This is a genomic window from Beijerinckia indica subsp. indica ATCC 9039 (genome assembly GCF_000019845.1).
GTDB classification, from domain to species: Bacteria; Pseudomonadota; Alphaproteobacteria; order Rhizobiales; family Beijerinckiaceae; genus Beijerinckia; species Beijerinckia indica.
The window spans coordinates 2,470,619-2,494,610 of the sequence record NC_010581.1 but is presented as its reverse complement, the minus strand read 5'-3'; the positions used below and the strand labels follow the sequence as shown (position 1 = coordinate 2,494,610).

General features: G+C 57.9%; 19 protein-coding genes, 1 tRNA gene, 1 pseudogene and 1 riboswitch. Of the genes and pseudogenes, 8 read left to right on the top strand and 13 right to left on the bottom strand.

Annotation, left to right across the window (positions count from 1 at the left end; translation table 11 throughout):
* The first annotated feature begins 227 nt into the window (after positions 1-227).
* Together lon and BIND_RS11030 are read left to right on the top strand one after the other, a co-directional pair.
* Positions 228-2,642, top strand: a complete 2,415-nt coding sequence (gene lon, locus BIND_RS11035; RefSeq protein ID WP_012385157.1) for an endopeptidase La — start codon at positions 228-230, stop codon at positions 2,640-2,642.
* Between the two features lie 155 nt (positions 2,643-2,797).
* Positions 2,798-2,873 (top strand) — tRNA-Val (locus BIND_RS11030).
* A 66-nt stretch (positions 2,874-2,939) separates the two neighbouring features.
* Here the strand turns inward: BIND_RS11030 and BIND_RS11025 are convergent.
* Positions 2,940-4,028: an AbrB family transcriptional regulator gene (locus BIND_RS11025; RefSeq protein WP_012385156.1), complete on the bottom strand. Its 1,089-nt coding sequence runs from the start codon at positions 4,026-4,028 to the stop codon at positions 2,940-2,942.
* 12 nt (positions 4,029-4,040) lie between these two features.
* Entirely contained in the window at positions 4,041-4,613 is a 573-nt protein-coding gene (locus BIND_RS11020; protein WP_012385155.1) for a hydrolase, read from the bottom strand.
* A 109-nt stretch (positions 4,614-4,722) separates the two neighbouring features.
* Between BIND_RS11020 and BIND_RS11015 the strand changes: the two genes are divergently transcribed.
* Positions 4,723-5,355 (top strand): TetR/AcrR family transcriptional regulator, encoded by a 633-nt coding sequence (locus BIND_RS11015; RefSeq protein WP_012385154.1) that lies wholly within the window; start codon positions 4,723-4,725, stop codon positions 5,353-5,355.
* A 110-nt stretch (positions 5,356-5,465) separates the two neighbouring features.
* On the opposite strand, the gene queD is transcribed toward BIND_RS11015, so the two are convergent.
* The 5 genes from queD to addB all read right to left on the bottom strand — a co-directional run bounded on the left by queD (position 5,466) and on the right by addB (position 13,659).
* Positions 5,466-5,819: a 6-carboxytetrahydropterin synthase QueD gene (gene queD, locus BIND_RS11010; protein WP_012385153.1), complete on the bottom strand. Its 354-nt coding sequence runs from the start codon at positions 5,817-5,819 to the stop codon at positions 5,466-5,468.
* Positions 5,816-6,451: a 7-carboxy-7-deazaguanine synthase gene (queE, locus tag BIND_RS11005; RefSeq protein WP_012385152.1), complete on the bottom strand. Its 636-nt coding sequence runs from the start codon at positions 6,449-6,451 to the stop codon at positions 5,816-5,818. Before queE ends, queD begins: the two co-directional genes overlap by 4 nt.
* Before the next feature lie 71 nt (positions 6,452-6,522).
* Positions 6,523-6,843, bottom strand: a complete 321-nt coding sequence (trxA, locus tag BIND_RS11000) for a thioredoxin (RefSeq protein ID WP_012385151.1) — start codon at positions 6,841-6,843, stop codon at positions 6,523-6,525.
* Between the two features lie 91 nt (positions 6,844-6,934).
* On the bottom strand, positions 6,935-10,429 hold the full coding sequence (addA, locus tag BIND_RS10995; protein ID WP_012385150.1) for a double-strand break repair helicase AddA: 3,495 nt from the start codon (positions 10,427-10,429) through the stop codon (positions 6,935-6,937).
* On the bottom strand, positions 10,429-13,659 hold the full coding sequence (gene addB, locus BIND_RS10990) for a double-strand break repair protein AddB (RefSeq protein ID WP_012385149.1): 3,231 nt from the start codon (positions 13,657-13,659) through the stop codon (positions 10,429-10,431). The genes addA and addB overlap by 1 nt, the downstream gene beginning before the upstream one ends.
* A 370-nt stretch (positions 13,660-14,029) precedes the next feature.
* Here addB and ppk2 point away from each other — a divergent pair, with 370 nt between their 5' ends.
* Positions 14,030-14,842 carry a polyphosphate kinase 2 gene (gene ppk2 / locus BIND_RS10985; protein WP_012385148.1) on the top strand — a complete coding sequence of 271 codons (813 nt, stop codon included), beginning with the start codon at positions 14,030-14,032 and terminating at the stop codon, positions 14,840-14,842.
* A 9-nt stretch (positions 14,843-14,851) separates the two neighbouring features.
* Here ppk2 and BIND_RS20595 read toward each other — a convergent pair.
* From BIND_RS20595 to BIND_RS10955, 6 genes and pseudogenes are all read right to left on the bottom strand, one after another.
* Positions 14,852-15,615: pseudogene (locus tag BIND_RS20595) on the bottom strand (IS5 family transposase).
* Between the two features lie 64 nt (positions 15,616-15,679).
* Positions 15,680-16,108 (bottom strand): hypothetical protein, encoded by a 429-nt coding sequence (locus tag BIND_RS10975; RefSeq protein ID WP_012385147.1) that lies wholly within the window; start codon positions 16,106-16,108, stop codon positions 15,680-15,682.
* Positions 16,109-16,332: 224 nt separating this feature from the next.
* On the bottom strand, positions 16,333-18,363 hold the full coding sequence (locus tag BIND_RS10970; RefSeq protein ID WP_012385146.1) for a hypothetical protein: 2,031 nt from the start codon (positions 18,361-18,363) through the stop codon (positions 16,333-16,335).
* Positions 18,360-18,677, bottom strand: a complete 318-nt coding sequence (locus tag BIND_RS10965; protein ID WP_244395869.1) for a hypothetical protein — start codon at positions 18,675-18,677, stop codon at positions 18,360-18,362. The genes BIND_RS10970 and BIND_RS10965 overlap by 4 nt, the downstream gene beginning before the upstream one ends.
* Before the next feature lie 157 nt (positions 18,678-18,834).
* Positions 18,835-19,755 (bottom strand): hypothetical protein, encoded by a 921-nt coding sequence (locus tag BIND_RS10960; RefSeq protein ID WP_012385144.1) that lies wholly within the window; start codon positions 19,753-19,755, stop codon positions 18,835-18,837.
* A gap of 444 nt (positions 19,756-20,199) precedes the next feature.
* Positions 20,200-20,799, bottom strand: coding sequence for a glutathione S-transferase family protein (locus tag BIND_RS10955; protein ID WP_012385143.1), 600 nt, complete (start codon positions 20,797-20,799; stop codon positions 20,200-20,202).
* A 393-nt stretch (positions 20,800-21,192) separates the two neighbouring features.
* Positions 21,193-21,311: riboswitch (TPP riboswitch) on the top strand.
* Between the two features lie 63 nt (positions 21,312-21,374).
* Here BIND_RS10955 and BIND_RS10950 point away from each other — a divergent pair.
* From BIND_RS10950 to BIND_RS10935, 4 genes are read left to right on the top strand one after another with little or no spacing between them, the layout of a single operon-like run.
* Positions 21,375-22,388 (top strand): FAD-dependent oxidoreductase, encoded by a 1,014-nt coding sequence (locus tag BIND_RS10950; RefSeq protein ID WP_012385142.1) that lies wholly within the window; start codon positions 21,375-21,377, stop codon positions 22,386-22,388.
* Complete coding sequence (thiS, locus tag BIND_RS10945) at positions 22,357-22,554, top strand: sulfur carrier protein ThiS (protein ID WP_012385141.1); 198 nt, start codon at positions 22,357-22,359, stop codon at positions 22,552-22,554. Before BIND_RS10950 ends, thiS begins: the two co-directional genes overlap by 32 nt.
* A 29-nt stretch (positions 22,555-22,583) precedes the next feature.
* The gene (locus BIND_RS10940) at positions 22,584-23,387 is read left to right on the top strand and encodes a thiazole synthase (RefSeq protein ID WP_012385140.1); all 804 of its coding nucleotides are present in this window, start codon (positions 22,584-22,586) and stop codon (positions 23,385-23,387) included.
* Positions 23,387-23,992 carry a thiamine phosphate synthase gene (locus BIND_RS10935; protein WP_012385139.1) on the top strand — a complete coding sequence of 202 codons (606 nt, stop codon included), beginning with the start codon at positions 23,387-23,389 and terminating at the stop codon, positions 23,990-23,992. Before BIND_RS10940 ends, BIND_RS10935 begins: the two co-directional genes overlap by 1 nt.

The following is a 23,992-nucleotide window of genomic DNA, read 5'->3' as shown; positions in this document are numbered from 1 at the left end:
CAACAAGAAAAAGCGCGGATCTTGGTCCGCGCTGGCTAACAGAACCCAAGAGTCTTCTTGAAACGGTTCTATCAAGGGGCCATCTGTATCTAAAGCAAATGGCCTTAGACTGGTAAACGCTGAAATTGCTTGCGTTTCCCGCATCGTTATCCCCCAAACGATGCCATGTCTTTCCTGCCACGCAAGCGTAAAAATAGTCCAAATGCGTTTCGAGATAGGACGATAAAATGACCCAGAAGCGTGATCTTGTTCGCCCCGGCTCCATAGAGAGCTATCCTGTTCTCCCTCTGCGCGACATAGTCGTATTTCCGCATATGATCGTGCCGCTGTTCGTCGGCCGCGAGAAGTCGATTCGCGCCCTCGAGGAAGTGATGAAGGCCGACAAGCTCATCCTTCTCGCGACCCAAATGAATGCGGCGGATGACGATCCGGCAACGGACGCCATTTTCACCACGGGAACGCTCGCCTCTGTTCTGCAGCTTTTGAAGCTCCCCGACGGGACCGTCAAAGTGCTGGTCGAGGGCCAGTGGCGCGCCAAGGTGCAGAATTATACCCGCACCGAAGATTATTATGAGGCCGACGCGGAAGCGATCGCCGACGATCCGATTGACAAGGTCGAGGTCGAGGCCTTGGCGCGGTCCGTGGTCTCCGAATTCGAAGGCTATGTGAAGCTTAACAAGAAGATCTCGCCGGAAGTCGTCGCTGCGGTGACGCAGATCGACGATTATGCGAAGCTCGCCGATACGATCGCCTCGCATCTTGCGGTGAAGATCGCCGATAAGCAGGCGGTTCTTGAGACGACTTCGGTCACGAAGAGGCTCGAGAAATGTCTCGCTTTGATGGAGAGCGAGATTTCCGTTCTGCAGGTCGAGAAGCGTATTCGCACCCGGGTCAAGCGCCAGATGGAGAAGACCCAGCGCGAATATTATCTCAACGAGCAGATGAAGGCGATCCAAAAGGAACTTGGCGACGAAGACGGTAAGGACGATCTCGCCGAAATCGAGGAGCGGATCAAGAATACCAAGCTCTCCAAGGAGGCACGCGACAAGGCGACTGCCGAATTGAAGAAGCTTCGGCAGATGTCGCCCATGTCGGCCGAGGCGACCGTCGTGCGCAATTACCTCGACTGGCTGCTCGCCATTCCGTGGAACAAGCGCTCGAAGGTCAAGAAGGATCTGACGGTTGCCGAAGAAGTGCTCGACAGCGAGCATTATGGTCTCGACAAGGTCAAGGAGCGTATCCTTGAATATCTTGCTGTGCAGACTCGCGCCAATAAGTTGACTGGTCCGATTCTGTGCCTCGTTGGCCCGCCCGGCGTCGGTAAAACCTCGCTCGGCAAGTCGATCGCCAAGGCCACGGGACGTGAATTCGTGCGCATGTCGCTCGGCGGCGTCCGGGACGAAGCGGAGATCAGAGGCCATCGCCGGACCTATATCGGCTCCATGCCGGGCAAGATCATTCAGTCGATGCGGAAGGCGAAAACCTCCAATCCGCTGCTCCTGCTCGACGAGATCGACAAAATGGGCATGGATTTCCGCGGGGATCCGTCTTCGGCTTTGCTTGAAGTGCTCGATCCGGAGCAGAACCAGACCTTCTCGGATCATTATCTCGAAGTGGATTATGATCTCTCGAACGTCATGTTCGTGACGACGGCGAATACGCTGAACATTCCGGCGCCCTTGATGGACCGCATGGAAATCATCCGTATCGCTGGCTATACCGAGGACGAGAAGATCGAGATCGCGCGGCGCCATCTTATTCCGGCGGCGCTCAAGAAGCATGGTCTCGATCCGAAGGAATGGTCGATCGACGATAGCGGTCTCACCATGCTGGTGCGCCGTTATACGAGAGAGGCTGGTGTTCGTAACCTCGAGCGCGAGATCTCGAATCTGATCCGCAAGGCGGTCAAGCAGATCCTGCTCAACAAGGTGACGAGCGTCGCTGTGACCGCTGACAATGTCGCCGATTTCCTCGGCGTGCCGCGTTATCGCTACGGTGAGGCGGAACTTGAGGATCAGGTCGGTGTCGTCACGGGGCTCGCCTGGACGGAAGTCGGCGGCGAGTTGCTCACGATCGAAGGTGTCATGATGCCCGGCAAAGGCCGCATGACGGTGACGGGCAATTTGAAGGACGTCATGAAGGAATCGATTTCGGCGGCGGCTTCCTATGTCCGCTCCCGGGCCGTCGATTTCGGCATCGAGCCGCCTCTCTTCGATCGGCGCGACATCCACGTGCACGTGCCGGAAGGCGCGACGCCCAAGGATGGCCCTTCCGCCGGCGTCGCCATGGCGACAACGATCACTTCGGTGATGACCGGTATTCCGATCCGCCGCGATATTGCCATGACGGGTGAAATCACCCTGCGCGGCCGTGTCCTGCCGATCGGCGGTTTGAAGGAAAAGCTTCTGGCGGCCATGCGTGGTGGCTTGAAGAAGGTCCTCATTCCGGAAGAAAATGCCAAGGATCTCGCGGATATTCCGGATTCCGTGAAGAATGCCTTGGAAATCGTGCCGGTCTCCCGGATGGACGAAGTGCTCCAGCACGCTCTGGTCCGCCAGCCCGTGCCGATCGTCTGGGAAGAAGAGACGAAGCCGGTCGCGCTTGGCACCGAGGATGAAGCCTCCGGCGCTGTCGCGCACTGAGAAAGTTCCTTGAACAAAAGGCGGCGTGGGCTCTGCTCACGCCGCCTTTTTTGTCATGACGAAAGAAATCCGCTGACCGTGCGCCATTGACACGAGAATGCGGCGCATGTGATTTAGGAGGACCTCGTCGCCCACGGAATCGACGAGACGGGTAGGGGCGGTTAGCTCAGTTGGTAGAGCATCTCGTTTACACCGAGAGGGTCGGCGGTTCGAGTCCGTCACCGCCTACCATGTAAATCAATCACTTATAAAATTTATCAGGCTCGCAGCGGTTGGTTGCCTGGTCATTCGGTCTCCTCAAAGAACCCCGGATCGTTTGGCGATAAAGCGGGCGAGGCTTGGGCCGGTAAAGAGAACGAGTAGAAAACGGGCGATCTGCATGGCCATCACGAAAGGCAGGTTCACCTCGCTCGACGAGGCGATAATGGCTACCGAATCCGCTCCGCCGGGGCTGGTTGCGAGATAGGCAGTCAATGGATCAATGCCTGCGACGAAGACAAGGAGCGCGGCAAAGAAACCGCACATCGCAATCAAGACGAAAATGGAAAAGAGGACGCGCGGGAATGCGCGCGCGGCATGGCTTAGAATCGGTCGCGTGAAACGCAAGCCAATGGTCCAGCCGAGTAACGCATAACATAGTGCGAGCAGCCAGGGCGGTAACTCGATCACCATCCATCCGGAATCTTGCAGGATCACGCCCAGGACTAATGGCAGCAGCATTGCTCCGGCGGGAATGCGCATATGTTCGGCGAGCACTGAGCCGATGCCAATCAGCGCCATCGTTTCAATGAAGGGTAACCAGGCAGTTGGGGGAAACCATACGATTGCTGGTGGTGGGGCGCCGGAACCACCGGCCCAGATCCGGGCAATGAATGAGGCGCAGACAGCGACACAGACGACGCGCAGATATTGCATGAAGGCAACAAGGCGTATATCCGCGCCGAAGGCCTCTGACATGAGCGTCATCGCCATGGCTGCGCCCGGTGATGATCCCCAGATTGCGGTGGTTCCTGGCAAGACTTGCCATCGCGTCAGCAGCCAGCCGAGCGTTGCCGCGACGAGCGTCACCGAGAGAACGCCGGCAAGAAACAGCGGCCATTCCCGGACGATCTCGGCAATGATTGAGAGCGGAATGGCGTGTGCAATCATGCATCCGATCACACCCTGAGCTGGGCCGAACAAACGCGCTGGAAGACGGATCTTCCCATCCATAGCCGCAACGAGAATGGCAGCTATCATTGGCCCCAGGAGAAGTGCAGCCGGCAAGCGCAGAGCTTGCAATCCCAGAACACATGAAATCGAGAGGGCAAGCAGGATGCTCCACTGCATGCCGGCCGTTTGATTGTGGAGTGATAACAGACGCAGCGGTATCATCCGAATGAGCATAGGTGCGCTATCTTAGTGTGTTGCAAAACCGATCGCAGTGCTTGTGATCACGTGGGTAATGCGGGGAAAAATGTACTGGATCGCCATGGTGTGAAGGTCTTTCGAAAAAGAGCTACACGCATCCTCGGCGAGAAGCACTTCATATCCATGTTCCCACGCCTGACGCGCCGTCGATTCGACACCAAAATTAGTCGCAATCCCGCCAAGGACAATCGTGCGTATCCCTCGACGCCGAAGCTGCAAATCGAGCTCGGTGCCATGAAAGGCGCCCCATTGGCGTTTGGTAATGATGATATCTTTTGGTTGGGCGAGACCCTCAACGAACTCCGTCCAACCGGCTGGCAGGCCGCCTTCGGGGAGAGCAAAGGGCTGGTCCACAAGCTGGCTTGGCGCATCGGCGAAATCCTCCGCAAATCCAACATGAACGAGGACCACCAAAGCGCCAGCCGCTCGGAAGCGTCCGGCGAGTGTCTTTCCCACCGCTACGGTTTCTGGACCTGAGCGTGGCGCGAGGGGCATGCTGGCAATGCCATTTTGAAGATCAATCAGGACAAGTGCCGTTGTGCGGGGATCGAGATCGGACATTCAAGTCGCTTTCCGGAGAACGGTGAAGATGTGTCACCTTTTGGGAAAAGGTGACGGGAGACTTGAGGAATGATATGCGAGGATAGACTCGCAAATGAGATAGTTGAGGATGTCCTCGCAAAAGTCAACGGCCGTGGCCGCGGTTGCACCAAAGCGTGAGCGCGGCCGATTTCGCGTAGCGGCGATCATGGATGCCGCCGCAGCTCTCTTTGCGGAAAGGGGTTATGATGCCGCGACGATGACGGAAATCGCCGCGCGCTCGAAGACGGCTATCGGCTCGCTCTATCGCTTCTTCCCGACCAAGGAGAGCCTCGCCGATGCCTTGCTGACACGTTATGGTGATCTCATGACGAGACGGCTCGATGAGATCACGGAAGCGGCTGCTTCTCTTTCGTCATCCGCCCTGGCCGATTCTCTTATTGACCTCATGCTCGAACGGCAGGCGGATCGCGCCGCCGCACTTGTCCTCATCGAGGCTCACAGTTCCCCCGCCGACAAGCGCTCCACGCTCCGCGCCGTCACACATCGACGGATCGCGACGCTTCTCGTGAGTGTGAACGGAACGCTGCCACAGGCCAGGGCCGAAACCATGGCCATGCTGCTTCTGCATGTCCTGAAAGCCGTGCCCATGCTGGCCTGTGAAGGAGGGGAAATAAGGGAGGACTTGCTGGCGGAAACGCGTGAACTGGTCCGGCTCTATGTTGCCCATATTATGCGACCGACAGGCGAGGGTGTGTCATAGGCAGCGAGCGTCGTCCATCAGGTCATTTTGGAGCTATCGATACAATGATAGCGGCATTGATGAGTGTATGTCGGCTGAAAAATGCTGATCGAGGGAGGATGATGATTGTATCACCCTTCGTATTCAGCCCAACAATCTGGTGTCTCGTAGACGATGACCTTGACGAGTTGCGGCAGTGACGGTTTGACACGGTCCCAGATCCAGACAGCGATGAGTTCGGCTGTTGGGTTTTCGAGCCCTTCGATCTCATTCAGATAATGATGATCGAGCCTGTGCAACAACGGGCCGAAAACGGCTTCAATATCGAAAAAGTCGATAACAAAGCCGGTATCCGGATCGACTGGTCCTTCGAGATACAGTTCGACGCGGTAGGAATGGCCGTGCAAGTTGGCGCAGCGATGGCCTTCCGGCACTTTTGGCAAACGATGGGCGGCCTCGAAATGAAAGGCTTGGGTGATTTTCATGGAATACCAATCAATTTATGGGTTTGCAGGCTGAGCCGCCACTGCGGATGCGCAAGGCAATAGGCCGTGGCTTCCGTGGTGTTTCGCGCCAGATTGGCGTTATCCATAGGCTGAAGCCAGAAATGTTGGAAGGAGAGGGCGCGAAATTCCTCTGGATCGAGCGCCTCTTGGGGGAACACCAGTTTCAATTCAGAGCCCTGAGTGATTTTAAGAGGCGCCCCCGCCTTTGGGCTGACGCAGATCCAATCGAGCCCGGGGGGAGGTGCGATCGTGCCATTCGTCTCCACGGCGATGGTGAAGCCCCGGGCATGGATTTCTTTGATTAAGGTCTCATCGAGCTGCAAAAGGGGCTCGCCGCCTGTAAAGACCACGTAGCGATGCGCGGGACCAGCGGTCCATGCGGTTTCAATGGCATCCGCGAGGGAGCTCGCACTCTCGAAACGTCCACCGCCCAGTCCGTCCATGCCGACGAAATCCGTGTCGCAGAAACGGCAGATCGCTTGAGCCCGGTCGGCCTCCCGGCCAGACCAGAGATTGCATCCGGTGAAGCGGCAGAACACGGCGGGGCGGCCAGCCTGCGCGCCTTCCCCTTGCAGGGTCAGAAAAATTTCTTTTACGGCGTAATGGCTCATGGGAGCGGTTTATAAAGCAAAAAGGACCTCTTGCGAGGTCCTTTGCACAAGCGCGGTGATGAATAAAGGGATCAGAGCGCGTCTGAAATCCATTTCTTCAGCTCACCCTTGGGTGCGGCGCCGATCTTGGTATTGGCGATCTTGCCATCCTTGAAGAGGAGCAGGGTCGGGATCGTGCGAATGCCATAGGCGCCGGAAACGCCGGGGTTCTCGTCGACGTTGAGCTTGACGATCTTGACCTTGTCGGCCAGTTCGTCAGCGATTTCTTCGAGCGCCGGCCCAATCATTTTGCACGGGCCGCACCATTCGGCCCAGAAGTCCACCACGACAGGAGCCTTGGCATCGACCACGTCGTTCTTGAACGTGGCATCTGTAACTTTAACCGTGGCCATTATCGCCTCGCGTCTATTTCCCGGGGCATCGAGCCCCACTATGAATTGCAAAGTAAGAAGACATCAGGACGGCGTCAAGCAGGCCCCTCGTTCAGCCTTGAAGATCGGCAAGGGCGGCGTCCAATGCGCTCGCGGGCAATTCCTGAATGCTGGCGCTGGCCGTCCAGATCAGGAGAACGCGGATCGGCTTATCAGGCCATAAAGGGGTGAGCACGGCCCGATAGAGCGCCATTTGGGTGAGATAGGTCTCGGGTGTGCGGCCGTTTCTGGGCATGGCGCCGGTCTTGTAATCGGCAAGCAGCACGGCCTCGTCCGTTTCGCCGATCCGGTCGATTCGGCCATTGACTGAAAGGGTGCGGCCCGCTCCTAAAGAAATCGTGCCGGCGACCGCGACCTCGGCCAGAGACCGAGGCAAATAGAGGCCGCGCAATTTCGGATCTTCGATAATCGTCAAGGCCTCGGCTGTCAGAAGTGCATGGGTTTTTCCGTCAAGATAACGCGCCTTGATGCCGAGAAAGCCCATAGCCGCTTGCTGCCTGTGCGACGGGGTGATGGACGGCAAATATTGCAAAAGAAGATGGATCAGGCGCCCGCGTTGCAGGGCGGCGAGATTGGCCGGTGTGGCAGCTGTCGGCATGAAATCTTCGTCCAATCCATCGGCCGCCGCGAGGGCGCTCGATGGCCGCAATGGTGGACGGGCCTCCGCTTCGGGCGGCGGCGCCTCGACCAGCCAGGAGGGGAGAAGATGCTTATTATCGGTCTTCGCCTCTTCTTCACGCGAATGTGTGTCATCGGGGCTCAGACTCCCCGGCGACAAACGGCGGCGCACGTTTTCCGCCGGGTCCCAAAAGGCGGGAATCTCCTCCATCGCTGAGCCTAAAAGGGCGGCATCGATCATCTCGTGCCAGGAGCCGTTGCCTGGGCCTTTCTTGCCGTGGAAGCCCGTGATGTAGAGACGTTCCTCCGCGCGGGTCAGGGCGACATAGAGAAGGCGGCGGTGCTCGTCTTCCTCTCCCTGCCGCGAAATTTCGCGGGCCTTTGCGAGTGCCGCGCAATCTTTGGTTTTGCCGGATGACCAGGCGAGGATTTGGGCATCATGGGCATCGGTGCCGAGCGAAAAAACGAGCGGATCATGGCTGCCGGAGGCTTTGGCGCAGGTATCGGGAAGAAAGACGATCTTGGCTTCAAGGCCTTTGGCCGCGTGGACGGTCATGACGCGAACGAGGTCGGCACCGGTTTCCATGTCGCGGCGCACGGAAGGATCGCGATTGTCGAGCTCGGCCAGAAAGGCGACGAGAGAGGGTGTCGAATCTCGTTCGTGCTGAAGAGTCAGATTGAGAAATTCGTCGATGGCATCGGCGGCTTCCGGGCCGAGCCGGGCTTCGAGATCGCGCCTTCCACCATCCGTGCCGAGTAATTGCGCATAGAAGGTGAAGGGTGGCAGACCGATGCGTTGATGCCAAAGGTCGAGCCTGGCTGCCGCCGCCGCATGGCGTGGATCTTCTGACTGCCGCAGGGCATCGAATAGGCTTGCTGGCCGGCCGGGCGCGAGCGCGATCAGATCCTCATCCGTCAGGCCAATGAGCGGCGATTTCAGGACGCAGGCCAGGGTCAGATCGTCCTGCGGCAAAAGCGCGGCGCGCCCGGCGGCAATCAGATCCATGACTGCGATATGCTGCAAAATGGCGAGCCGGTCCGCGCCAGCGACCGGGATCTGGAGCTGTTTCAAGGCGCGGATGATGGCCGCGAAAAACGGGCCGCGCGATCGCACGAGGATCAGAATGTCGCCCGCCCGGATCGGCCGTAATCCTTGCTTCTCATCGTAGACATGTTCGTGCGCGCGATCGGTGAGAAGATGGGCGATCTTCTGTGCGACGCGCCAGGCGACGATGTTTGGAGGATCATGCTCGTCCGGGAAATCCAGCGGCAATGTCCAGTCGCGTATGTCTTCCGTTTCACTCGGGCCGACCAGCGGCCAGAGTTCGACGAGACCAGGTAATTGCGCCTTCAGAGCCGTATGCGGCATCCACGGGTCATTGGCGGCGACGAGGCCCTGATAATGGCCGGCGTGATCGAAGATCTGATCGACGGTTTCGAGAATGCCTGGAACCGAGCGAAAGGAATCGGTCAGGCGTACATGATTGAAGGCTTTTTCACCGGCGTCGAATCTGGCGTTGAACCGCCGCCGCATCTGGTCGAACATATGCGGCGCGGCGCCCTGGAAGGAAAAGATCGACTGCTTTTCGTCACCGACGGCGAAAAACGTCCGCGTGTCCACGCGGCTAGACAGGCCCGAGGCGAAATCGCCAGTCATTTCCTCGAGAATCTTCCATTGCGCTTCGCTCGTGTCCTGGGCTTCGTCGACGAGAATATGGTCGATGCCGGCATCGAGCTTATAGAGCACCCAGCGTGCATCCGAGCGAAAGAGAAGGGCCTTGGTGCGTTCGATGAGATCGTTGAAATCCAGAAAGCCTTGGTGGGCCTTGCTGGCTTCATAGCGCTCGAAAATGGCCTCGGTGAGAGAGAGGAGGGCCAATGTGCGGGCAAGAATTGCCGCGGCCTTCTGTTTGTCGGCAAGCCGGTCGAGACGGTCTTGTTCGGCATAGAGGAGGTCATCCAGGTCCGGCCTTTGCTCGGCCAGCTTCTTCGTCAGAAGCTGCTTGGCTTTTTCTTCCTTTGCCGTGAAGAAGATACCGAGATAGTGGGCAAGACATGCGCCTTGAGCGCCCTCTTGAACGCGCCCTCCGCCGGTCGCAGCAGAACCATAGGCCTCATAAGCCTTTTGCAAGGCTGCGGCGCGTTTTTGATCGGTCGCCGAACCGGTCAGCAGGAACGCGGCGATGTCCGGCCAGAGCGAGGGGGCGATGCCATCCTCGATCATCGCGCGCTGGATCGTCTCGATTGTCTCGCCGGGTACGAGATCAAGGGCCTTGCGCAGGCCGATTTCCGCGTGATGTCCCGTGGCGAGAGGACCGAGCGCCCCCCTTGCCATGGCTTCCTTGATCAGATTCTCGAACCGGTCGCTGGAACAGGATTCTGTGAGCAAAGCGAGGGCACCTCGCAAGGGATGATCCTTGCCCTCGGCCTCGTGCAGGATCGTATGGCGCGCCTGCTCGAATAATTCCTTTTGCCGCTCTTCTTCCACGACCGAAAAACGGGAGGGAACATTGGCCTCGAAGGGAAAGAGATGCAGGAGCTTTTCACAGAAGGCATGCAACGTCTGGATTTTGAGGCCACCCGGCGTTTCGACTGTCCGCGCGAAAAGTTTGCGTGCCAGCAGCAGGTCGGCTGCCTCGGGAGCAGGCGCGCCGGTGGCGATGATTTCCTGCCGCAAAGTGGCATCATCGAGCCTGGTCCAGAGCGCGAGCCTGTCGAAAACACGCGCCGCCATATTGGCTGCCGCGGCCTTGGTGAACGTCAGGCAGAGGATTTTGGCGGGCGGGACGCCGCGCAGCAGGATGCGGATGACCCTTTGCGCCAGCACGTGCGTTTTGCCCGAGCCCGCATGGGCCGACACCCAGATCGATGTCGCCGGGTCAGATGCCTTCTTCTGACGTTCGAGCGTCGTGATGGGAATCTGCCGCATCACTCGCTTTCCTCGATGCCGCCTTGCGCCCATTCGTTCACGCGCGCCAGATGATCATAGGGCAGGGGGACGTGAGCGAATTTTGGCGCCAGGCGGGAAGGATAGCCGGTGGCCGGATCGCGGAATTGATTGAGCAGGATAAGGAGGCCCTGGAAATGCTGTTCGGCAACGTCGTCGAAAGCGATGGATTGATCCTTGTTCTTACCGCGTCCGGAAGAAAATTCGACAGGTCTCACCTGCCCGCCATCGGCTCCGCCGAGCTTCAGATAGAGACCGCCATAGGCCTGCGCGATAGCATCGGAACCGAAAGCACCGCGTTTCGCCATGGCTGCTTCGAGCGTGAGCTGCGGCGCGAGGCCAGTGCGGATTTCCTTTGAGCTTGGCGGGGCGCCGGTTTTGTAATCGACCAGGACGAGACTTTGATCGCGATGGAATTCGAGGCGGTCGGCGCGTGCGGTGAGAAGGAAACGCGATCCATCGGCGAGATCAATCGGGAGCCGTCCGAACGTTTCGACTTCAATCCGCACGAGATTGTCTCGCCGTTCAGCCTCGAAGGCGAGATAGACATCGATCGCTTTTTGCAGACGCGGCCATTGGAAGGCTGAAAAATCCGGGTCATCGAGCCTCGCTGCGAGTGCTTCCCGCAGCCAGCTCAGAAGTTGTTCGTCCATATCCGCGGGCAATGGGCCGGTCGGATGGAGCTTGCCGCATCGTTCGAGGACAGCGTGAACGGCCATGCCATCATCGCGGCGATCCGCCCCGGCGCCAAGCGCATCGAGCGCTTTCAGGCCGAGGATCTTTTCCGCGAAGATGGCATAAGGATCGCGGCGCAATGTCTCGATCTGAGTCACGCTCAAATGGGTGGGCCGCAGGCCGACAGGGGGCTTGGGGTTGGGGCGGCCCAAAGGCCGCTGTGGTCGGTGATCCGCCGGATTGATCGGCGTGCGATCAAGCGCCTCGGCGAAAGCGAGGAAGCGTTCCCCTTGTTCGAGGCAGGATTGCCAAACATCACCCGCCAGAGCCGCCATGCGCTGGATGAGACGCGAGGCGACGGTGGGAGTGCCGCCGCGTTTCTTGGCGCGGCTCAGGATCACGCTTTCGGCGCCCATGGCCTGGGTGAAATCATGCGTGGCCTGACCGAGCCTTCTCTCGGGCGGGGTCAAACCCAAAGCGGCCCGCATTGGCCGATTGAGAAAGGCATCCATTTGCGCGGCGGGGGGCCAGATCGTTTCATCGAGTCCGCCGAGCAGCATGACATCGGCCTGCATCAGGCGCGCTTCGATGAGGCCCAAAATTTTGAGCCGGGGATGGGCGCGGCGGGGACCGCGAAGCCGGACTTCGCCACTAATATCGGTGAAGAAGGCGGCATAGGACGCGACATCAAACAAAAGGCCCTGCGGCGTTGTGCCTGAAAGCTCATCGAAGAGCGCTTCAAGAGCGGCAGCATCTTCGCCCGCCTCGAGGGTTCGATCCTGCTGATCCTGACCGTCGGTTTGGTCCGCATCGCGGACGAGCCCGTCAAGCACCATGCGATGCGCGGCGATCCAGCGCGCGAGCGGCCAGGTGCCGCGCAGCGCACGCAGGGGGCTAAGCACATCACGCAGCCGCTCGAGGATTTGCGCGAGCCCGTCCCAATCCTCGGCCTCGATACGGGCTTTTGCCGGATGGGCATATGTGTCAAAGGCCGCGTCCCGCGCCATGGTGAGGGCGATGTCTGGCTGGTCGAAAAAGCGCATGACGGGCGCGGACCGCAGGATCGCGATCTCGAACTGGGGTGCCAAAGCCTTGATCCTGTCGCGGCCGAGACCGAGACTGACTTGCTCGTTGGCGAGCAAGGCGGCCAGATCCTTCGCGTCCATGCCGCTGGTGATGCAGGCCAATGCCAGACGCGCCAAGAGACCGCGCGGGCTCGTATTCAGGGGATCACCGCCCGAATCGTCGATTTCGATGTTCCAGCGCAGCAATTCGGTGCGCACGCGTCGTGCCAATTCGCGATCGGGCGTGACCAGCGCGGCGGTCTTGCCAGGTGTTTCGAGAATTTCACGTAGAGCGATGGCGAGCGCGAGAGCTTCCTGGCGTTCATCCTGTGCTTCGATCATGGTAATGCCACTCAAAGCGTCGGCAAGGTCCGTGGAGACATTGCGCACCTGATAGGTGATCCATTCGTCGGTCGTATCGGCTGGGCGCAGGGCTTCCGAAAGGAAGCCGTGGCGTCGGATCAGCATCGGGGACATTTCGCCGAGCGGCATGACGTCTTGGCGTGTGACGCCGAGGATCGGCAACAAACGGACATAAACCGCCTGCGGATGACCAAAGCTTTCATGGTCGATCATTTTGAACGCGGCTTCGTCGAGGTCCTGGTCGAGACCTGGCAGGATGACGGCGCCTTGCGGCGCGCGGGCAATACTGGCGAGCAGCGCGGATGTGGTGCGGTTGAAACCGGGAGAGCCCAGGGCAATGACCGGCCCCTCGGCCGTGCCCTCATCGAGTTTGCGGGCTTCCCTCGCGAGGAGGAGAACGCGCCGTTTCGCTGCATCGATCCAGCCTTGTTCCGAGCAGATCTCCGGCCAGCTTTCGATGGCGATGTTCAAAAAGTTCATCGTGATACGCCAATAGGCGTCGAATTCCGGTAGAACCAGCGGATCGAGCTGCGACCAGGTAATATCCTCGATGATCAGTTCATCGATCAATTGCGCGAGCTGTCCCGACAAATGCCAGGCATCGGTCACGGAACGCGCGACCGAAAAACGCTCCGTCGTATCGCTTTCGATCGTTCCGTCAGGGCCGATCCGAACGATCGCATGATTGAGGGCCTCGGCCCATTTCAGAATCAATTCAGTCAATTGCATGCGACGGCCGATTTCGCTCGCCGCCAGGGGCAAATCCTCGAGCAGGGAATCCTCCGACGAGGGATCGTCGAGCGTGGCTCTGTCGAACAGCAGCGACGTTTCGGTCTCTTCAATACCGCCGAAAGGCTTGATCCTTGGCAACAGCATCGCGCTTGGAACGGCGGCGCCAGAGCCAGGCGAAGAGAAGATCAAGCTATTGGCCAATTCGTCGGCGAGCGCGCGGGCAGCGCGTCGCGTCGGGACATAGATCGTCGTCTTCGCCAGGGCGAAGGGGTCGGCAATGGTGAAGCCGTCGATGATCTTGCCGTCCTTCAGCGCCGTAACGAAGGTTTTGAGGAAGGGCGAGCCCGGCGCAATGGTGAAGACTTTGGAAGGTCGCATGAAATTCCATGGGCGGGCATTCAGATGGGACAACGTCCTTACTCTTTTCCAGAAAAAAGTGTAAGATTAAGGCGTTTCGAAGGAACCGCCGGACCGCTGGTGGTTGTGATTGTTTCCGCGAAGAGACAATCGATGTGTGTGCTCGATTGTCTCTTCGAATTTTGATAGTTCAATTATCAACTGCCAAAGCGTCACCTCCAAAGTCGGTACGCCTTTTTAAAAAATTTCACGCATTTTCAAAGATCTGTGGCAATCGGATAGTGTGTGCTTTGACCGACCGATGCCCAGAATGGGAGGTTATCCTAAAGGATAGGTGGGGCAATGCCCTGTTCTGTCGGGCCGATGCTCCAATCGAACCGGGAGAAAACGATTGTCAAAGTCCAAGAAGGAATCAAAGGCCGAGCTCAAGAAAGCCTATGAGAAGGAATTGGCTCGGCTCCAAGTGGAGCTCGTCAAACTTCAGTTTTGGATCAAAAAAGCGAAGAAACGTGCCGTTGTCGTGTTCGAGGGGCGTGATGCCGCTGGTAAGGGCGGGATCATCAAACGCATGACCGAACGTGTCAGTCCACGTGTATTTCGCATCGAGGCGTTGCCCATGCCAAGCGAACGCCAACGCTCTCAATTATATTTTCAACGTTATATTGAGCGTTTCCCCGCCGCTGGCGAAATCGTTATTTTCGATCGGTCCTGGTACAATCGCGCAGGTGTCGAGCATGTCATGGGCTTTTGTACAAAGGAGGAATATGAGCGTTTTCTGCGTTTCTGTCCGTCGCTCGAAAGAGACCTGATCGATTCCGACATTCAACTCATCAAATATTGGCTGGAGGTCAGTCCCGATGAACAGACGCGGCGCTTTGAGTCCCGCATCAACGAGCCGTGCAAGGTCTGGAAGCTGAGCCCCATGGATCTCGAATCACACAAACGTTGGTTCGATTATTCTCGCGCAAGGGATGCGATGTTCGCCGTGACGGATACAGACGCATCGCCCTGGCATGTTGTGCCATCCGATGACAAGAAAAGCGCACGCATCAATTGCCTCACGCATTTTCTGTCGCTGTTTCCCTATGAGGATCTCCTGCCGAAGGGCATTAAGCTGCCCAAACGCGAGGACGATCCAGACTATGTTCCCTTAGATCATCCTTTCCGGATCATCCCAGACAGTTTCGGTAGGGGCCAACACTAGGGCGTCGACTCATAAACTTTGGCACCAAATTCTTATCGCGACGAGTTTGATAGCGGCGAGGAAGTTGGCGGGGTCTTTGTCGTAGCGTGTTGCGATGCCGCGGAACTGCTTGATCCGGTTAAAGAACCGTTCCACGAGGTTGCGTTGCCGATAGACCCAACGCGAGAAGGAGAAGCTCCCCTTGCGATTGTCTTTTGGTGGGATGTTGGCCCAGGCTTTCCGCTCCGCCGCCTTGGCTCGGATAGCGTTGCTATCATAACCCTTGTCGGCCAGCAGGATGTCTCCTTCGCCGAGACCATCGGTCAACGCATCGGCTTCGGTGCAGTCCGCGACCTGACCGCCGGTTAAGCGGAGGGTGACGGGGCGCCCTTCGGCATCGACGAGAGCATGGATTTTGCTGGTGAGCCCGCCGCGGGAACGTCCCATGCCGCCATCGTCTCCATCCCCTTTTTTCCCGTAGCCGCGTGCTGGTGAACGCGAACACAGGTCGAGTCAATCATGACGATGTCACCGTCGTAAGCCTCTGAAACCGCGTCGAGAAGCCGATCCCAGACCCCGGCTTTCCGCCACCGCACAAAGCGGTTGTAGCAAGTGGTCGGTGGGCCGTAGCGCTCTGGAATCTCTGCCCAAGGCGAGCCCGTTCGGAACCGCCAAAGAATGCCATTCAGCACCCGCCGATCATCGACGCGAGCAACGCCACGCGGTTTGTTGGGCAATAGAGGCGACAGGATCCACCATTCATGGTCGGTGAGTTCGTAGCGGCGGCGCGTCATCTGGCTTCCTCTTTTGGAAGCCTTGAATCATGCAAACTGACAATCGCAAAGCGAATTTATGAGTTTACGACCTAATGTTGAACCAAAGACCGGAGTGAAAAAAGCGGGGACGCTTGTCTTCTTTCGCTCGCCGCCAGCGGCAAATCCTCGAGCAGGGAATCCTCCGGCGAGGGATCGTCGAGCGCGGCTCTGTCGAACAGCAGCGATGTTTCGGTCTCTTCTCAATGCCGCCGAAAGGCTTGATCCTTGGCAACAGCATAGCGCTTGGGGCGGCGGCGCCGGAGCCAGGCGAGGAGAAGATCAAGCTATTGGCCAGTTCATCGGCGAGGGCACGGGCGGCGCGGCGCATCGGAACATAGATCGTCGTCTTCGCCAGGGCGAAGGGATCGGCAATGGTGAAGCCGTCGATGATCTTGCCGTCCTTCAGCGCCGTGACGAAGGTCCGGAGAAAGGGCGAGCCCGGCGCGATGGTGAAGACTTTGGAAGGTCGCATAAGATCCGGCCGGGATTCGGAAAGGGGCGATGGGGTGCCATTTTCCGGAAAACCTGATGGGGATCAAGGTGCGCGGGGCAAGGATGCACTGTCGGTTGGGCTGAGTGGCGTGGGTGGGGTGTTTATCTTGTGCTTGGTTGAGAGATAATGTCTAGGCACATGAACAGACGCTGATTTTGCCAGTAAGTGGAACAACAACCCAAATATGAAAGCCCGAGCTAGCACTAAGATGAGAGGATTGGCTGGATAATATATCCTGCGAAAATGCGCTTCTCACAATCCAGTCCATCTATAATTCTCTGCAAATTATGAAGTTCTTCGCTGGTTGAGAAAATCACCTGTTGATTGCGTTGCTTTGCCAACGCGGCTCTTTTAAGTAGGCTTTCGAAGCTTACCTTTGCCGAAGACTGCTGTCTGGGCTCATCGAACAGCAGCATCCCCGGATGGTTTGTGGCTTCGATGGCACTCAATTCCAGCAAACCCAATTGGTAGGCCCATTTGAGGCGGACGGCATCACTTGCTGAGGTTTCGAAACCGATCTCGAATCCTTCCTTCTGCGGACGATAGGTGTCTTCGGAGATGGTGAGTTCATATGGATCGAACGTACTGAAGCCGTATTCTCTCGCCTGCTCTCGTACTAGCGCCGTCAGTTCGTTGAACTTGGCTTTGTCTTTGGCGCTCATTTTATCTGCCGGGAATGCCGCTCGCTCATTGAGCAGCTCGATATAAGTCGCGGAAAGCTCCTCAAGACGCTCGATTGTATCGTCAAAGGCGGATTGGATACCCTCTAGCTCACTAATTCGGTTTTCCGTGCGAACCCGCTCTTCGATCACAGCCGCCGACGGGTTAGCACCAGGTGAGATCAAGTCCGTGCGCAAAGTGCGGATCCGGCCATAGAGGTCGGCAAGGTCACGGTCCATACGGGCAATGGTCTGATCGATAGAGAGGAAACTCTCTTCTTCCCGCACAAGGATATCCTCAAACATTTTCAATTGCGAGCGTAGGTATTCGATATTGTCCTCAATCGGCATAACAACCGTTAGTGCATCCTGTGCGAGCAAGGTGTCAATCAATGCTTGCTCGCAGGTCGGACATCGGTCGGGCGTCAGATCGGCAGCCACGCCAGAATATCGTTGAAGCTTCTGAACGTCCTGGTTTTTTTGCAAATCCTCCGCTAACGATTTTATCCGCCGTCTTAGGGAGGCAATGTCGGCGTTCTTCAACTGTTTGGCATTGTAGACTTTGATCCGCTCGGCGTTAACGACCTCCACCTCTCCGTTGAGGCCCTGCAACTGCCGCGCTAATTCTTCAGCCGCGAACCCGACTTCAGGAACGGCGCTAGCCATTATGTCAGCTACTCGGGCTCGGAGGCGAGACAGCAGGTCCCTAAGAGGTACCCAGTCTGTATTCTCCGCGATAAGCAGGTAACCTCTGGCCAAATCGTCAGCAACCGCGGTTGGCCTTTGTGGTAAGCCTTCCGTCTTCCCGCCGCCGCGCCGCGCGAACCTGTCGATCTCCTCCCATTGCATCCGCCAATCGCGCGCATTCGCCGCAAAAAGATCGTCAAGTTGCTGTCGCCGAAGCTCGAGCTTATGGACATCAAGATCCATAATGAATTCGATCGATCGCTTGTGGACCTCGCGAATTCGCAAATAAGTTGGAATAGCGGCGGGAATAGAAGACCAACCTGCCTTCTGCTCGACCCAGAAAAGCGGGAAAATCGTCTCAAGATAGAGTTTCCCATCTGGTGCGTCGTAGCGCCTGACCGTCGGAAGTTCCCAGCCGAGGAAATCCTCTAGAAAATAGTGGAAGCCATTCTCTCTCAGGGCTGCACCTGGATCAATGACAAAGAAATCTTTACGCTGTGCCCTCGTGGTCTCGTCTGTCAGCGTCGGCCCGAAATCGACCCGAATGAGCCGATTATCGAGCAAGGACTTGATCGAACGGTGGACCGTAATGATCCGTCCCGCGCCGTTCTCTATCTCAAGCGACACATTGGATTCTAGAACTGCATGCCGCTCTTTGCCATCGGTCTCAACAAAGCTGGTCATCGCATGAGGCAGTGGGACCTCGCGCCGAGGACTTAGCATGCGCTCCATTCCAAGCGCATACAGCATGCCTTGCATGCAAGTTGACTTACCCTTGGTGTTATCGGCCCAGATAACAGTCAGCCCCGGACCGAAACTAATGTCAGCACCGTATAGGCCTCCCGATGTCGTGGCACGCATCCGCAGATGTCTGAGGCGCAGTGTCAATGTAAGTCCTCCATCCGCCAAATCTTGGTCACTAGGACCTCCGTCAACTTTGGTGCGACCTCGAAGAGGAAGGTGCGCTCTTCGGAAAGAACGCCCTTGTCACTGGCAATTGCATTGGCGACTGTGGCACCCTTGTCCGTCAGAGAGATGGATTTGCCCCTATCGACAGAAACCAGTTTCAGTGCGTGGGCGAAGGCGACCGCTCGATTGAGCCAAGGTTCGACTCGCACTGAGATATCTGAAGGCCGCAGATCACCGCGCAGAAGCGCACGGACGTCGTCACGCCCCTCGGCGATCCGCACAGCGTGAGCCAAGAATTGAAGCTTCTGGAAGCTACCCTTTTTGCCGCGGCTGCTTCGCAAGCTCAACAGGAGAATAGCGATCCCCCAAGACATTCTCAGATCACCCGCAACTGGTTCAGGCCGCGCAGTGAAAGAAAATGGCCCACTCAGGATTGTCTTTAGGGAACTTTCAGGCGGCATCGGAGGGAAAATCCAAAGGGCATCGCATGATCCAATCGGATACCGTGCCGAACGCAATCTGATTGGCGTTGTCGTCTGAGATATTAGGTGCTGCCGCCTTGATCGCAGTGATCAGGCTGTCGATTTCAGTGTTCAAGATTGCGCTTGGTCCAGGACCGCCTTGAGGCCCGGCAAAACTTAAACGACGAGATCGACTGGCTACTGCAGCCATAACCTTCTCATACATATCGGGTGAGCCTGAGCGTAGTGCATCAAGGATCGCATTGCCTTCTAGAAAGGATCTCACGGCCTCCGCTACGGCTCCCTTAACCCTATCGGAGCCGGTACGCTTCATAAGCTTGTGGGTGGCGTTGGCGAGGAGGTCAGGTGATGCGGCCTGCCACTGGTTCATCTCCTCATCGGTCGGGCGGGGAACGTTCAGCATTACCATCGCCAATGCAGACATGCCGGCCGCCACGGCGCTACTGGGGAAAGAATTCTGGTCGTGGATGGCAATTTCAAAGTTGGCGTCGAGATGTGCCAGCTTCTGCTTGCGGAACTCCTGGGTCTTCTTCGAGCAATGGAGGTTGACGTCCTTACTGTCATGCAGCGGTGTCAAGAGGATCCAATGTTTAATGGGATAGCCAAGGAATAGCTGCGAAACCTCGGCCGCCTTCGAGACGATTTTAGCGAGATCAGTAGTGATTTTCCTTTTCTGGCGATCAGCTCGCGTGGCGATGTCAATAGGCTCCTGCACAGCATAACATTGGTAGGCGACAGCCTGGTCTGTGCAGTAATAATCGATGCCAAAGTCACCTTTGTGGGCTGCAGGGATTTTGTGCACTTTCAGGGCTCCGTGTCGGCACTGTAATAAGCTGAGCGCGAATACCTCCCAATCATCGGGATTCCATATCTGAACTGCGTTAATCACGCCGCCTCCTCAACCGAAGCGCTTTAAAAAGCCTTGTTTAACTTTGAATAATCGCTGACTCGACTCAACCTAGCTACGTGTTTACGCAATGAGCACGCGACAAACGCTGCCTATCGGCGACCAGGCTAGCCTCTGGTGAACTGCTGCTGCTCCCAACGACTTATACACCGATTGCCTATCGGTACATCTACTTCTACGAGCTTGCAGACTCAAAAACGAGTCGAGTTCGAGACGCCGAGGTCGCCTTCGGGTCAAATTAGCCAGTCGGGCAGAATATCCGCTTAAAAGCAATGAAATCGGTTCGGAAGAGTCGGGTTTTGGCTGACTTGAGAAGTTGATAAAATTATCGATTCTGGCACCAGGAATCATAAATTCCTGACGTCCCTTTCAATCAGAAGCTACGAAGGGCGCATACTCGTGCTTATGCGCCCTTCATAGGCGCACTCACGCTTTGGCGAGTGTATCGACATACGAAGAGCGGGCGGCAAAGGCCTTGTGCCATTTCGCCAGATTGGGGTAGCTCTCCCGCCAGGCGAGATCGGTAAAACGCAGATCGAGATAGCCGAGCGCGCAGGCGGCGGTGATCGTGCCGATTGTCAGCCGGCCTTCGAGATCTGCGGCGCCTTTTTCCATGGCGTCGAGCGCGCCTAGAATTTTGCCCTTCTGCTTTTCGATGTAAGGCTCGAATTGATACTCCACCGGCCGGATTGACTCATGTCGGATCAGTAGAGCGGCATCGAGGAGGCCGTCGGCCAGGGCTTGCCAGCGCAGGGCGTTCCAACGAGCACTGCCAGCGGCTGGAAAGAGCTTTGGGCCATCGTGGAGGCTATCGAGATATTCGCAGATCACGGGGCTGTCGTAGAGGGGGCCGAATTCGGTTTCCAGCACAGGGATCTTGGACAGGGGATTGTGGGCCGACAAACCGCTGGCGGGGTTGGTCGTGTCAATCGGGACCAGTTCGATCCGATCGTGCAATCCCGTTTCAAAGGCCGTGATTCTCACTTTACGGGCATAGGGCGACGTTGAACTGTAGAGCAGTTTCATGATGTTCGACTTCGTGATTTTCGACGTGATTTTCGACTCAAGGGCAGAGGCCTCTTGAACGATCTAGCAGATCGCTTTTCCGCGATCATGGTCGCCATGGTGTGACTTTCGTGAGTTTGCCTTCATCGGTCCTCGCTGGAAACTCATGCGACATGAGGTCTGCCGCTAAGAGCGGGATGAGTTTAGGCCGAATCGCTTCGCGATAAGAAGTCATTGACCCCGCTCTCACTTTTTAAGGGGGAGCAGATGCGAAACATCGCATCTGCTCTAGGACAGGCCATCTAGGGCTTGCGTCTGGAAGCGCCTGTGCTTAAATCCACGGGACGAAGGGTTGATCGAGATCCGCGCATTCGGGGCAATTCCGAATAGAGGCAAGAGATTGGATCAGCTTTCGCGACAGACCAGGGGAGCCCCGGCAGGGGGCTGAGAGGCTGGCATGCCCATAAGGCGCCCGGCGACCCTTTGAACCTGATCCAGTTCACGCTGGCGGAGGGAGGGCGATCGAAATGTTCTATCATCTTCATTTCTATTTCTTTGCCGGCCGCTCGCCTTTTCTGCTTTGAGAGGACGAGACTATGCGGATTCGCATTATCGGCGCCGGAATCATGGGATTGACGACGGCTTTCGAATTTGCCTCCCACGGGGCGGATGTCGAAGTCGTCGAACAGCGTGATGGCCCCGGCAAGGGCTGTTCTTTCCTCGCTGGCGGCATGATCGCGCCCTGGTGCGAGGTCGAAAGCGCCGAACCCATTGTCGGCACTATGGGGCTCGAGGCACTGCGGTTCTGGACCGAAGATGTACCGGTGGCGACGCGTCAAGGAAGCCTAGTCCTTGCCCCGCCACGCGACCGGCCGGAACTTGCCCGTTTCTCTCGCCTTACCAGCCATTATGAACGGATGGACGGCGCGGCGCTCGCCGCGCTCGAGCCTGATCTCGAAGGGCGTTTTGGCGAGGCGCTTTTCTTTCCCGAAGAAGCCCATCTTGATCCACGCCAAGCCACGGCGGCCTTGGGTGAGCGATTGGCGGCAGCGCCCAATGTCATTTTGCGTTACGGCACCGAAGCCGAAGACCTGTCCGAAGCGGGTGCTGACTGGATCATCGATTGCCGTGGCCTTGCCGGGCGGGATGCCTTGCCCGATTTGCGCGGGGTCAAGGGCGAAATGCTGGTTCTGCGGACGGGGGATATCAGACTCGCAAGGCCCATCCGGCTTCTGCATCCGCGTTTTCCGGTCTATATCGTGCCGCGCGGCGACGGCCGTTTCATGATCGGCGCCACCTCGATCGAAAACGAGGAAGAGGGGCGGATCACGGCCCGTTCCATGGTTGAACTTCTGAGCGCGGCCATGACCGTGCATCCGGCCTTTGGAGAGGCGGAAATCATCGAAACCGGGGCCGGTTTGCGTCCGGCCTTTCCCAATAATCTGCCACGCCTGCGGGTTGAGGGTCATGTCGTTCGGGCCAATGGTCTTTATCGGCATGGTTTTCTTCTGGCGCCCCCCGTGGCGCGCAGGATCAGGCGCATGGTTCTTGAAGGCGCTTCTTTTCCGGAGGTCATGGATGCAGATCCGCGTGAACGGCAAAGAGCTTGAGGTGACAGCGGCAACGCTGGACACCTTGCTGAACGAGCTCGATTTTGTGGAAACCCTGGTCGCGACGGCGGTGAACCAGAATTTCGTGCGCCGGGATCAGCGCGCGACGACATCGTTGCAAGAAGGGGATAGCGTGGAAATCCTCATGCCGCGCCAAGGCGGCTAATCAAGACGGACGATTGGGAGGATCATATCATGAGCGATGGCAAGGAAACGGAGCCTTTTTCCGTCTATGGCGTTTCGCTCGCCTCGCGGCTGTTCGTTGGAACGGCGCAATATCCCTCGCCGGCCGTGCTCAGTCAGGCCTTGGAGGTCTCCGGCACGGAGGTCGTCACGGTTTCCTTGCGGCGGGAGTCGGGAGCGAGCCGCGCGGGCGAGCATTTCTGGACACTCATCCGCGAACAAGGGCTGCGCGTGCTGCCGAATACCGCTGGCTGCCGCACGGTGAAGGAAGCGGTTACGACCGCGCAAATGGCCCGCGAAGTGTTTGAGACATCCTGGATCAAGCTCGAAGTCATTGGTGAAGACGATACCTTGCAGCCGGATGTCTTTGGTCTCGTCGAGGCCGCGGGCATTCTCTCGCGGGATGGTTTTCAGGTCTTTCCCTATACGACCGATGATCTCGTCGTGGCCGAGAAACTGCTGGGCGCGGGCTGCGAGGTTTTGATGCCCTGGGCCGCGCCGATCGGCTCCGGCCGTGGGCTTAATAATCCCTATGCTTTGCGCTCCTTGCGCGGACATTTCCCCAATGTGCCCTTGATCGTTGATGCCGGTATCGGCGCGCCTTCCCATGCGGCGTCGGCGATGGAAATGGGCTATGACGCGATCCTGCTCAACACGGCCATTGCCAAAGCGGGTGATCCAGTCGCCATGGCGCGTGCCTTTGCCCTTGCCGTCGAGGCGGGACGTCTCGCTTATCGGTCGCATCCCATGGAGCCACGCGACATGGCGACACCTTCCACCACGATGAGTGGCCTTGCCTTTCGAGATAGCGCCTGATGCTCGATCCCTTTTATCTTATCGTCGATAATGCCGCCTGGCTCGCGCGATTGCTGCCCTGCGGCGTCAAGCTGGTGCAATTGCGGGTCAAGGACCTGACCGGCGAGCCTTTGCGCGCGGAAATCGCCAAGGCCAGAACCTTGTGCGATACGCATGGGGCCCAATTGATCGTCAATGATTATTGGGTCGAGGCGATCGATCTCGGCTGCGATTATGTGCATCTCGGCCAGGGCGATCTCGACACCGCCGATCTCCCCGCGATCCGCCGCGCGGGACTGCGGCTCGGCCTCTCCACACATGATGAAAAAGAGCTGGAACGGGCCTTGGCCTGCGCGCCGGATTATATCGCGCTCGGGCCGATCTATCCGACGATTTTGAAAGCCATGCCTTTCGCGCCGCAAGGCTTGGCGCGTCTCGGTGAATGGAAACGCAAGATCGGCTCCATTCCCCTCGTCGGCATCGGTGGCATCAATCTCGACCGCGTGGCGGGCGTGCTGGAAGCCGGTGCGGATAGTGCCTCTGTTGTGACCGATATCAGCCTAAATCCGGATCCTGAACAAAGGACACGCGATTGGCTGGCCGCGACACGCCGCTTCGTGGCGTGA